Genomic DNA, 12,520 nt, shown 5'->3' with positions numbered 1-12,520 from the left:
ATGTTTTTAAAATATTGCGGATTTCAAACTCAAGATGATATTAAATATGCTGTCGAAGAAGATATAGATGCAATAGGATTTATTCATTATCCAAAAAGCAAACGACATCAATCTCTCGATGAAATTGAAATACTCAGCAATTTAGTGCCAGATTCCATTTATAGAGTAGCAGTCGTCGTCAATCCTACTTCAGATATTATTAATCTCTTGGTAAGTAAAACCAATATTAATGCTGTTCAATTCCATGGAGATGAGGAAAAGCAACTGTTGCGATGGTGTAAAAAAACGTATCCTAGCATCAAAATCATCAAGGCATTACCTGCGAACGCAGAATTATTAACTAAAATACAGCAATATAAAGATGATACTGAACTCTTTATTATAGATACACCTTCTATTCATTATGGCGGAACTGGAACATCCTTTGATTGGCGTATTTTAGATGATATAGAAGATGTTCCGTATTTAGTCGCCGGAGGGATGAATAAAGCAAAGATTCAACAATTCGAATCATTAAACCTAAATACGTTCGGCTATGATATAGCGAGCGGTATTGAAACCGATGGAAAAAAAGATCCATTAAAAATGCGAGAGATTGCAGAATATGTTAAAGGAGAGAAACAAATATGACTAAAGATACAAAACAACCTATTCAAACACAAGTTGACGAACTAGGATTTTTCGGAGAATACGGTGGACGCTATGTCCCAGAAACGTTGATGCCAGCCATTCAAGAATTAAGACAAGCTTATGAAGAAGCGAAAGATGATCCGGCTTTTCAAGAAGAATTAGCCAGTTATTTAAAGGATTATGTCGGCCGAGCTACACCACTTACTTATGCAGATTCATATACTAAAGAACTCGGCGGAGCCAAAATTTATTTAAAACGTGAGGATTTGAATCATACAGGTGCCCATAAAATCAATAACGCTTTAGGCCAAGCTTTACTTGCTAAACGTATGGGCAAGAAGAAATTAGTTGCTGAAACTGGAGCAGGACAACATGGTGTAGCTAGTGCCACTGTTGCTGCATTATTCGACATGGAACTTGTAGTATTTATGGGTGAAGAGGATATCCAACGTCAAGCGTTGAATGTATTTAGAATGGAATTATTAGGAGCAAAAGTAGTCTCTGTAACTGACGGACAAGGTACCCTGTCGGATGCCGTAAACAAGGCGTTGCAATATTGGGTTAGTCATGTTGATGACACACACTATCTATTAGGTTCAGCGCTTGGTCCAGATCCATTCCCAACTATGGTGCGTGATTTCCAAAGTGTCATCGGCAGTGAAATTAAAGAACAATTACAAGAAAAAGAAGGTCGTTTACCAGACGCAGTAGTTGCTTGTGTAGGCGGCGGTTCTAATTCAATCGGTACATTTTATCCATTTGTGGAAGACGAAAGTGTGAAACTATACGGAGTTGAAGCTGCAGGAGATGGGGCAGATACAGATAAACATGCACTTGCTATCAGTAAAGGTTCTGTCGGTGTGCTTCACGGTACAAAAATGTATCTTTTACAAAATGAAGAAGGTCAAATCGGTTTAGCTCACTCTATTTCAGCAGGTCTTGATTATCCAGGTATTGGACCAGAACACAGTTATTACAACGATATCGGTCGCGCTGAATATCCAAGTGCTTCAGATGAAGAAGCAATGGAAGCGTTAATCCGCTTCACGAAAGCAGAAGGCATTATCCCAGCTATTGAAAGTGCGCATGCATTAAGTTATGTAGAAAAATTAGCACCAACAATGGATAAAGACGAAATTATCGTAGTAACAGTTTCTGGACGCGGAGACAAAGACATGGATACTATCAGAAAATATATGAAAGAAAGAGGTGCTGAGAATGAGTAAGTTATTCATTCCATATATAATGGGAAATAAAGATTTTATTTCTAATTTAAAAGTATTAAGTGATGAAGGTGCAGATATTGTAGAAATCGGATTGCCATTCTCTGATCCTGTCGCTGATGGTCCAACTATTATGGAGGCAGGCAACAAAGCGATTGAAGAAGGTATGAACGCGCATAAAATTCTACAAGAATTAAAAGCACATAAAGAAGAATTGAAAGATACAAAGTATGTACTAATGACATACTATAATATTATCTTGCATTATGGAGAAGAAAAATTCATCCAAGATTGCGAAGAAGCAGGCGTATATGGATTAATCATACCTGATTTACCATTTGAATTAGGCGAACAATTGAAAGCGCGCTTTAAAGACAGCAACGTTAAGATTATTTCATTAATTGCGATGACCGCTTCAGATGACCGTATTCAAAAGATCGCACAACATGCTGAAGGGTTTATCTACACGGTAACGATGAACGCAACAACTGGAGAAAACGGACAGTTTCATCCAGAATTGCGTAATAAAATCGAATATATTCAAGAAAATGCTGAAGTACCAGTAGTAGCTGGCTTCGGCATCAGAAATCCAGAACAAGTTGCCACACTTTCTGAATTTACAGATGGTATTGTCATCGGCAGTGAAATTGTAAAACGTTTCGCTAATGATAGCGAAACATCGATTCGTGAATATTTACAAAGCATCCGTCGTGCATTAGATGAAACGAAAGCTACAGCAAATTCATAAATATAATATTGATTGAGATTAGAAGGATTGGGACATTTATTTGTTCCAATCCTCTTCCTGTTTTTCAGGTGTTATCATAAGCAACATCTACCACTGCATGTTATGATAGAGAGACGAGGAAAAATATGAACTTGCTGATAATCGACATTAAAACATATTAACGAAAAATTAATGTTATAACACTGCACCGAATACATAAAATTCATTCCTTATTTTGAATGGTTACAATTTTAGTTTTTTATACGGGTATTGTATAATGATTAAGATTGAAATCCATAATTGCAAATGATAAATAAGATAGAGAATACGAATTAGGAGTTATTAAAATATGAAGTTTACCAATTTGACTACAGCTGAATTCGGAGCATTTACTGATAAAATGCCATACAGCCATTTTACCCAAATGGTAGGCAACTATGAGTTGAAAGTTGCTGAAGGAACTGAAACACATCTCGTTGGTGTGAAAGATAATGATGACAATGTGATTGCAGCTTGTCTGCTTACAGCTGTACCAGTAATGAAATTCTTTAAATATTTCTATTCAAATAGAGGTCCTGTTATCGATTATGATAACAAAGAACTGGTTCATTATTTCTTCAGAGAATTAAAAGCTTATGTTAAACAATATAACGCATTGTACTTGCGTGTGGATCCATACTTACCATACCAATATCGTAATCATGATGGTGAAATTACGGGAAATGCCGGGAACGACTGGATTTTTGATAAAATGGAAGACTTAGGTTATCATCATCAAGGTTTTACAACAGGCTTTGATCCGATTATTCAAATCCGTTTCCATTCAGTCTTAGACTTAAAAGACAAATCACCGCAAGATGTACTTAAAGGAATGGACAGCTTGCGTAAACGTAATACTAAGAAAGTAAAACGAAATGGTGTTAAAATCCGCTTCTTAGGTGAAGAAGATATGGATATTTTCCGAGGTTTTATGGAAGATACGGCTGAAGCTAAAGATTTTGACGACCGTGAAGATGAGTTTTATTACCATCGTTTGAAACATTATAAAGACCGTGTATTAGTACCAATGGCTTATATTGATTTCAATGAATATTTGAATGAGTTAGGAACTGAACAAAAGAATTTGGAAAAAGAAATCAATAAAGCTGAAAAAGATTTGAATAAAAATCCGGATAATCAAAAAGCTGCGAAAAAGAAAGCAAATCTTGAAAAACAATTAGAAGCACATCACCAAAAAGTAGCAGAAGCAAAAGAATTACAGCAAAAACACGGGAATGAGCTGCCGATTTCAGCCGGCTTCTTTATTATCAATCCATTCGAAGTCGTTTATTATGCAGGCGGTACTGCTAATGAGTTCCGTCATTTTGCGGGCAGTTACGCTGTACAATGGGAAATGATTAATTATGCTATTGAGCATGGTATTAATCGTTATAACTTTTACGGAATCAGCGGGCATTTTACAGATGATGCCGAAGACGCTGGCGTTGTGAAATTTAAAAAAGGATTTAATGCAGATGTAATTGAGTATGTTGGAGACTTTATTGCACCTATTAATAAGCCAATGTATAAGCTTTATACAACTTTGAAGAAAATCAAAGATAGATAAACATATGGTAGAAGGGAAATAAATCAATGAAATTTACAGAGTTGACAGTTAAAGAATACGACAATTTTGTTCAAAATCCATCACTTGAAAGCCACTATTTTCAAACTAAAGAGAACATAGGGACACGTGAAGCTGACGGTTTTGAAGTAGTGTTATTAGGGATTAAGAATGATGACAACCAAGTAATCGCAGCAAGTTTATTCTCTAAAATACCGACTATGGGAAGTTATGTTTATTATTCAAATCGTGGTCCAGTTATGGATTATAGCGACTTAGGATTAGTCGAATTTTATTTGCGGGAGTTAGAAAAGTACTTACGCCAACATCAATGTCTTTATGTTAAATTAGATCCATACTGGATTTATCACATTTACGACAAAGATATTAATCCTTTCCCAAGCCGTCAACAAAATGATGCAATCGTGAACTTATTTAAAGCGCATGGTTATCAACACCACGGCTTTACAACACAGTACGATTCATCAAGTCAAGTGCGTTGGATGGGTGTACTAGATTTAAAAGATGAAACACCTGCCTCTATCAAAAAGAAATTTGATAGCCAACGTAAACGTAATATCAATAAAGCAATTAACCATGGCGTTAAAGTGAAGTTCTTAGGTCCAGATGAATTGGATCGTTTCTTTAAACTTTATCGTGAGACTGAAGAGCGTGCAGGATTCGCTTCAAAAACAGACGATTATTTTAAAAACTTTATCGAACACTACGGTGATAAAGTATTAGTACCATTAGCTTACATTGATTTAGATGAATATATTAAATCATTGCAAGAAGGGCTTAACGACAAAGAAAGTCGCCGCGATCAAATGATGGCTAAAGAAAATAAATCAGATAAACAACTGAAGAAAATTTCTGAACTAGATAAACAAATTGATCATGATCAAAAAGAATTGCTTAAAGCGAGTGAATTGCGCCAAACAGACGGCTCAATCCTTGACTTAGCTGCAGGTGTTTACTTTACAAACGCGTATGAAGTCAATTATTTCTCAGGCGGTTCTTCTGAAAAATACAACCAATACATGGGTCCTTATATGATGCATTGGTATATGATTAACTATTGCTTTGAACATGGCTACGATAGATATAATTTCTATGGTTTATCAGGTGATTTTACTGAAGACAGTGAAGACTACGGAGTGTACCGCTTCAAGCGTGGATTTAATGTGCAAATTGAAGAGTTGATCGGTGACTTCTATAAACCTATTCAAAAAGTGAAATATTGGATTTTTACTACTTTAGATAATGTAAGAAAGAAAATTAAAAAGTAATAGAGTAGGGTAGTGATGAATAAAAAAAGAGTGCTTTTAAGGAAAAATCCCTCAAAAGCACTCTTTTTTTATATTAATGTGCGAATGCATCAAAAATATAGTTGATTCCGATGAGTAAGAACATTACACTGACGAAGAAAGCCACAGCAAATGCACCTAATAACGGATTGAAGAGCAAGATAATACCTGCAATCACGCCAATAATATTAACGAGCACTGAGAAGAAATGATACCATTTGCTTGTTCGTTCTTCAGGTGTAACCACAAAAATTCCAAGCACAGAGCTGAAGATAAACCAAAAAGCAAATAGATAAATAATAAATGTTGAACCCGCACCTGGAAAGATAATAAGTAAAATACCGAAAATGATATTTAAGATACCTAATAGGAGAATCCAACCGCTTGAAATTCCTACGAAAGCTTTAGTTAAACGTCTAAAGAATAACTCCATAATACCATTAGCAATGAAGAAAATACCAATGAGCCAAGTAATAGCATAAATATTTTGAACTGGAAAACTTACAGCTAAAATAGCGATAATCGCAAATAAGATCCCGATAAGCAAACTTGACCATCTGATGTTTTTAGTTGACATAAATATAAACACCTCTTTATAAAAGTATATATACATGAATACCCTAAACCTTTACTTTTATGTAAAAATAACGTAAAAAAGTTGAAAGTTATGTCTAAAAAGTGACTATCTTCAGAGGCATGAATTCAATTTCTATGCTGGAAAGCGTCAAACAGATAGTTGCATAAAAGTTGCAAATAGTGAAATATAAACAACGAATAAATATAACTATATCTATGTTATGTAAACTAAATAGTATTTATTAATTAAATCTAGTGGTTTAGGATTGTTAATTCAAGTTATGAGTGTCTAGATCATGATAAAGATATCCTTAATTATATAAACAAGCTTTAAATTACCAATCGGTCGTACCGTACAGCATTAGTATTTTTAAAGATAGCAAACTATAGATCAAATTATAGAGATTGTTGTTAGTGATTCGTAATTTCTAGCAATTTGTGCGTTAATTGATGAATCAATGATGCTGAGAGAACGTCTGAGTTGCATTGAAAAATGACTTTGGTGATTCATTATCCATAGATGCTAGAAATTCAGAGCCAGTGATCATAATAAATTAGCTCAAACTTGAATAACTAGCTACATGATTAAAGACGTTTAATTTATGTTATATAAACGAGCAAGCAGCTAATTGAAATCAATGAAGTCGGATAGCACATTAAAATAAGTATTTAAATACAGTAAATAAGTAAACAGTTGTAATAAGCGGAATAATAAAGATATGTGAAAGTAGTATTTTGTTTTTGATATTTTAGTTTACATAATATATATTATAGGAAGTTAACTATAGAGTGAGAGAGAGTACCTTTCATAACCCTATTTTGTTATATACCTTTATAAAGCTGCGTTTACAAATTTAAGTTTTTAATACGTATGATTGACTTTGAACTTTACTCGTTGATGCATTAGTACTTTCATACGTATGAGGTTTTACGTTTCGACTATATCGATATAGAGACATGTATAACGATAACGGTTATAGCAACCATCTATATCGATATATCAAATACAACTAAGTAACGATAGAAACAGCAAACTTAGTTACATACATATATACTGTAAATTTGATCTGTACAAAAGGAATTTTTAGTTTACATAATCTAAAATTATACTAAAAAACACACCAGCCTTCTATATCTGGTGTGTTTGCTACGTTATTCTTGATAGACATCGATTAATGCTTTGGTATAGTCATTACGTTCATCGCTAAACAAATCTTGAGTTTTGAAATCATCCACAATAGTTCTTTTATTTAAAACAATTATCCGATCAACTATCTGATTTAATACAGCAATATCATGTGAAATCATGATCATCGTAGATTGTTGTTCAGCATGAATTTGTTTTAATATGTCGATTAATTTATTTTCTGCTATAACGTCTAAACTGGCTGTAATCTCATCACAAATTAATATATCCGGCTGCAACATTACAGTTCTCAGAACATTAAAGCGTTGTAATTGACCGCCGCTGACTTGGCCTGGATAACGATTTAATAACGATTTATCTAAATCCAGCTGTTCCATCAACGGCAATACAATTTGGTCGAAAGATTTTTCGGCATTAGCATAGTATTTCAATGGTTCTTGTAAAGCAATTTTAAGTCGCTGTCTAGGATTAAAGCTTTGTGAAGCTTGTTGGAAGATCGGCAGAATACGTTGTGTATTGCTATCTATTATCCCTTCATCAGGTTCCAATTCTCCTAGTATTAGTTCCATAAGAGTGCTTTTACCTGAACCACTCTCCCCTATAACTCCTATCAGCTCCCCTGCCGATATCGCCAAATTGAGGTGCTCTAATACAGGTTGTTCTGCATATGAAAAAGATACATTTTTAAGTTTCAGCATGATGATCTTCCTTCCTAATCAACTTACTTCGAGCATTGAATAATTGTTGCGTATAAGGTTGCAACTTCGCAGTCTTAAAATAGTTTGCTGAACCTTGTTCAACCATTTCACCGTTTTTAATGATATTGATATAATCAGCGTATTTTAAAACATGCGAGAGATTATGCGTAATAAGCAGCAACGTTGTATGATGTTCTTTAGCAATATGTTGTATTAAATCCATTATACGTTTACCATTTATAACATCTAAGGCTGCTGTAGGTTCATCTGCAATTATCAGTTCAGGTTCTAGCATTAAAACACTTGCTATATAGACTCTTTCTAGCTGGCCCCCAGAAAGCATAAAGCGATATTTCTCTAAAATTTCTGTGCTGTCTAAATTGACCCATCCAAGTGCCCTTTTGATTTGTTGCTGCGCCTCAGCTTTAGAGACATCACGGTGCGTACGGTAAATGGCTAAGAGTTGTTTTTTAAGTTTGGTATGGTCATTGAAGCTGTAGGCATAATTTTGCGAGATATAACCAATTTTATTCCCTAACAATCGTTTTACATTGTCGATAGATTGTTGTTGGTAGAGATAACTGTCAAAGGAAACAGTTAAAGCACTCGGATATTGTTGTACCAGTACACTTGCCGTCAAACTTTTGCCAGAGCCACTTTGCCCAATCAAAACATTGACATTGTCTCTTAAAATATCTAAATTCAAGTTTCTAATAAGATAATTACCGTTGCTATCTGTAATATTTAAATGATGCAGCTGCAAGAGATAATCAGTCATACAAATCCCTCTTTTCAGATAGTCTGTCACGTAAAGTATCGCCCGCTAAGTTAAATAATAAAATAGTTAATGCGATCATAAAGGCAGGCGCAATCAACATTATCGGATGCTGAGTCATGAAATCTCGACCTGCAGAGAGCATTGCTCCCCATTCTGGAGATGGCGGTTGCGCACCTAATCCTAGGAATGATAATGAAGAGATATACAATATAATTTTACCCACGTCTACAATCATTAAGACGATTAATGAAGGTATCACTTGAGGTAAGAGATGTTTAAAAATGATAACACGAGTGGGTGTATGAAAAAGTCGCGCTAACTGGATATAATTTTTACTCATTTCAGTATTAACTATAGCTCGCGTTACACGAGTATAAGTCATCCAGTTCAAGACAGTGATTGCGATGACCAGATTCCAAATACTAGGTTTAAAGAAACTAGCGAAAGCGATCATTAAGACAAATTCTGGAATACCTAAACCTATATCGATAATACGCATAATCATGCTGTCAATAAATCCTTTTTTATAACCGGCTATCAAACCTAAAGGTACACCAATCAGCACTATCATTACGAGGGTCATGAGTGCAATCGCTAAAGTATAGCGAGCACCAATAACTAAACGTGCGTATAAATCTCTTCCATAATCATCAGTTCCGAGCCAATGATGGAGATTTGGATTTTGGAGCGCTTGGTCCAAGTTGACACTCAATGCTTTGTCCGTAGAGGTAGTGAACTGCAAAATCACTAAGAGTAATAAGTAAATGAAAAATAAATAAAAAATAAGGTTTTTCCATTTGAATTTCATCGCTGTTTCACCTGCCCTTTACGCGAACCGCCCCACCAAGTTTTCTTTTTCATTGGAGTATAGCGCTGTTTAGGGTCTAAAAAGAGTACAATAATATCAGTTAAGGCGTTAGCGATTACGACAAAGCAGCCAATCATTAAAACGGCACCTTGCACCACAGGATAGTCCCTGGAACGGATACTTTCTACTAAGAAAGAGCCGATTCCCGGTATGTCAAATAAGTTTTCAATGACCACCGTGCTACCGATCAGACCGCCGATTGACATGCCTAAAATAGAAATCACAGGAATTAAAGCAGGTTTGAAGATATCGGAAAAGAGAATATATCGTTCTGACATTCCGCGTGCTCTAGAAGCGGCTACCTCTTTACTTTGATATAAATCAATCAAGGTGGAGCGCATTAAACGTACATGATAAGCACATAATCCGATACTCAAAGCGATCACAGGCATAATATAACCGGCAGCCGAATCAATCCCTGAGGCTGGTAATAACTGCAGCTTTTGTGAAAAGAGATAAATTAAAAGTATACCTAAGAAAAATGAAGGAATACTGACAAAAGCTGAAGTCAAAATTCTGATTGTCTGATCAATCCAAGTATGATATTTAAAGGCTGCTAATGTTCCTAAGCTGACAGAAACGATAAATGTAACTAGTAAAGTGCAGCCAGCAATTATTAATGTCGGCGGTGTAAAATAAAGCAATTCAGAGGTAACAGGTTCACCCGTTTGGATACTCTTGCCGAAATCTAAATGCAGGATACGTGTAAACCATTCCCACCACTGTATGAGTATAGGCTGATTCAATCCTAATTTATCTCTGACAGCATCGATTTTATCTTGCGAAACATTAGCCACATCAATATGCAATAGTTTATTGACAGGATCGCCAGGCGATAGTTTCATCAGAATAAATGTAAGCGTAGACAGGACAAACAATACAATCACCATTTGTCCTAATCTGAAAAGGATTTTTTTAATCATGCTTTTGTTTATCTACCTTATAATCAATTAAGTAAATGCCTTCAGGGGTTACTTTAAAGTTTTGAACGTCTTTGTTGATAGCGTCAATTTGATCATTATATGTGATATAGCTGTTAGGTATATCTTTTTTAGATACTTCTAAAATTTCGTTTGTAAGTGCATGACGTTTATTTTTATCCACTGTATGATTTAATTCATCAATTAATTGATCTACTTTTTGATTATGATAAGCTCCTTTATTTACTGCACCATCTTTTTTATAAGCCATATTGAAGAAGTAACCAGTGTCGCCACGTGGGATAGTACCGAAACTATACATTGAAGCATCCCAATCTTTTTTATTTTTCAAGAAGCCTTCAATATCATCTACATTTTGTATTTTAATATTGATATACGCTTTTTTAGCGTCAGATTGAATCACTTGAGCTATTTTAGTCAATTCAGGACGACCAGAATAAGAAGACACATTTATAGTAAGAGGATGTTTTTTTGAATAACCTGCTTTTTCCATCAATGCTTTGGCTTTTTCTATATTTTGTTTAGGTACTGTTTTATCTTGGATAAAGTCTAATTTAGTATTGAATGGACCTGTAGCTGGTTTGGCATAATTATCTGCAATTTTAGAAGTGATTTGATCACGATTAATAATATTATCCAGCGCTTCTCTAACTTCCTTGGTCATTTTAGTGCTGGTATGGTTATATAGCAGTAAGGAAGTTCTGAATCCTGAAGTAGCTTTCAAATATGCTTTATCAGAATCTTTTACCGATTTAATTTTATCAACTGGAACATTTGTAGTAATGTCGGTTTTTCCAGATAATACATGATCCGTACGTGAACTGCCATCTTCATTAAAGGTCACGTCGAGATGTTCTAATTTAGGCTTGCCTTGCCAATAGTCTTTGTTTTGGTTCAAATCAATTTTTTGAGAGCGTTTGAAATCTTTAATCGCATAAGGCCCTGTCCCTACTGGTGTTTTTTTAACGTCTGTTTTAGCATTAGTATCATAAATTGCAGTAAATGGACTTGCGAGTTCAGATACTAATTCAGGGAAAGCCCCCTTAGTTTTGATAGTGACATCTTGGCCGGATGCTTGTATAGATTGAATGGGAAGTGTTGCTTTAAGCAAATCACTGTCTTTTAACCCTTTTTCTAAACTATTTTTCACTGCTTCTCCTGTTAAGTGATGTCCATTTTGGAATTTGATGTTGTTTTTTAATGTGAGTTTTAAAGTATCGTCAGATGGCTGTTGATAAGATTTAACGAGGTATGGCTGGATCTTACCGTCAGATAAAGTTTTAAAAAGGGTTTCGGCAGCGCCGATTGAAACGGGAACATCTGTATCATAAGGAGCTAATGTATTCGTTTTTAATGGAAGTTCGATATTTAAATTATTAGCTTGGTTATGTTGATTTCCTCCATTACTGCAACCTGCAAGCAATAACGTTGTTGCAGCGGTAGAGTAGATTATTTTTTTCAATGTAATCATCCTTTCTGCATTACACTCTGCTTTAATATTATAATACTAATCTATATTATATTAAAGAAAATCTTAAATTATAATTTCAAATGAGTATACTTACACTTTCGAATTAAAAATGGGGAATGAGACAAAGTGCTGTCTCATTCCCCTATCTTGCTACGCGTTATTTTCGATTATGACGTTGTAGGCGTTCTTGACGTTCATCAGATTGACGCTCTGCTTTTGCTAAACGTTTTTCTAGTCGTCTGCGTCTCCAACCTCTAGTGAAATACCATATTAGGAAACTTTCAATTAAGCTGATAATAGCCATAAACGCGGCATATCCTAATAATGGTTGATACGTAATTTTTTCAAAGTTTGGAATAAAGAATGCCTGTACGCCTAGTATGATAAATGTCGCAATTGCAGGCGCAACCCATTTACTTAAAGCTAGACCGCAGAACGCAGTAACTATTAGTACCGCAATTACTGAAATCCATAAATAATTTGGCATATCAAAAATCGTCATTATGTTACTCCTCTCATCAATATGAGCATAATCATTCTTTCTTCTTATT

The 12,520-nt window shown here is 34.9% G+C and carries 12 protein-coding genes; 5 read left to right on the top strand and 7 right to left on the bottom strand.

The features are described from left to right. The 5 genes from CKV71_RS07560 to CKV71_RS07540 all read left to right on the top strand — a co-directional run bounded on the left by CKV71_RS07560 (position 1) and on the right by CKV71_RS07540 (position 5,472). Positions 1–630, top strand: coding sequence for a phosphoribosylanthranilate isomerase (locus CKV71_RS07560; RefSeq protein WP_095105403.1), 630 nt, complete (start codon positions 1–3; stop codon positions 628–630). Next, positions 627–1,856, top strand: a complete 1,230-nt coding sequence (gene trpB, locus CKV71_RS07555; protein WP_095105401.1) for a tryptophan synthase subunit beta — start codon at positions 627–629, stop codon at positions 1,854–1,856. The genes CKV71_RS07560 and trpB overlap by 4 nt, the downstream gene beginning before the upstream one ends. Beyond that, positions 1,849–2,601, top strand: a complete 753-nt coding sequence (gene trpA / locus CKV71_RS07550) for a tryptophan synthase subunit alpha (RefSeq protein WP_095105399.1) — start codon at positions 1,849–1,851, stop codon at positions 2,599–2,601. Before trpB ends, trpA begins: the two co-directional genes overlap by 8 nt. A gap of 328 nt (positions 2,602–2,929) precedes the next feature. Beyond that, the gene (locus CKV71_RS07545; protein WP_095105397.1) at positions 2,930–4,186 is read left to right on the top strand and encodes an aminoacyltransferase; all 1,257 of its coding nucleotides are present in this window, start codon (positions 2,930–2,932) and stop codon (positions 4,184–4,186) included. 26 nt (positions 4,187–4,212) lie between these two features. After that, positions 4,213–5,472, top strand: coding sequence for an aminoacyltransferase (locus CKV71_RS07540; RefSeq protein WP_095105395.1), 1,260 nt, complete (start codon positions 4,213–4,215; stop codon positions 5,470–5,472). A gap of 73 nt (positions 5,473–5,545) precedes the next feature. On the opposite strand, the gene CKV71_RS07535 is transcribed toward CKV71_RS07540, so the two are convergent. From CKV71_RS07535 to CKV71_RS07505, 7 genes are all read right to left on the bottom strand, one after another. Continuing rightward, the gene (locus CKV71_RS07535) at positions 5,546–6,067 is read right to left on the bottom strand and encodes an HdeD family acid-resistance protein (protein ID WP_095105393.1); all 522 of its coding nucleotides are present in this window, start codon (positions 6,065–6,067) and stop codon (positions 5,546–5,548) included. A gap of 1,151 nt (positions 6,068–7,218) precedes the next feature. Continuing rightward, on the bottom strand, positions 7,219–7,911 hold the full coding sequence (locus CKV71_RS07530; protein WP_095105391.1) for an ABC transporter ATP-binding protein: 693 nt from the start codon (positions 7,909–7,911) through the stop codon (positions 7,219–7,221). Then, positions 7,898–8,689 carry an ATP-binding cassette domain-containing protein gene (locus CKV71_RS07525; protein ID WP_095105389.1) on the bottom strand — a complete coding sequence of 264 codons (792 nt, stop codon included), beginning with the start codon at positions 8,687–8,689 and terminating at the stop codon, positions 7,898–7,900. Before CKV71_RS07525 ends, CKV71_RS07530 begins: the two co-directional genes overlap by 14 nt. Next, positions 8,682–9,497, bottom strand: a complete 816-nt coding sequence (nikC, locus tag CKV71_RS07520) for a nickel transporter permease (RefSeq protein ID WP_095105387.1) — start codon at positions 9,495–9,497, stop codon at positions 8,682–8,684. The genes CKV71_RS07525 and nikC overlap by 8 nt, the downstream gene beginning before the upstream one ends. Further along, positions 9,494–10,480: a nickel ABC transporter permease gene (gene nikB, locus CKV71_RS07515; protein WP_167376367.1), complete on the bottom strand. Its 987-nt coding sequence runs from the start codon at positions 10,478–10,480 to the stop codon at positions 9,494–9,496. Before nikB ends, nikC begins: the two co-directional genes overlap by 4 nt. Further along, the gene (gene nikA, locus CKV71_RS07510) at positions 10,473–11,960 is read right to left on the bottom strand and encodes a nickel ABC transporter substrate-binding protein (RefSeq protein ID WP_095105385.1); all 1,488 of its coding nucleotides are present in this window, start codon (positions 11,958–11,960) and stop codon (positions 10,473–10,475) included. The genes nikB and nikA overlap by 8 nt, the downstream gene beginning before the upstream one ends. Positions 11,961–12,126: 166 nt before the next feature. Further along, positions 12,127–12,471 (bottom strand): hypothetical protein, encoded by a 345-nt coding sequence (locus CKV71_RS07505; protein WP_095105383.1) that lies wholly within the window; start codon positions 12,469–12,471, stop codon positions 12,127–12,129. Positions 12,472–12,520 lie beyond the last annotated feature (49 nt).

This window comes from Staphylococcus piscifermentans (genome assembly GCF_900186985.1).
Classification (GTDB): domain Bacteria; phylum Bacillota; class Bacilli; order Staphylococcales; family Staphylococcaceae; genus Staphylococcus; species Staphylococcus piscifermentans.
Note: the sequence above shows the minus strand (reverse complement) of the source record. Positions and strands in the feature narration are given on the sequence as shown.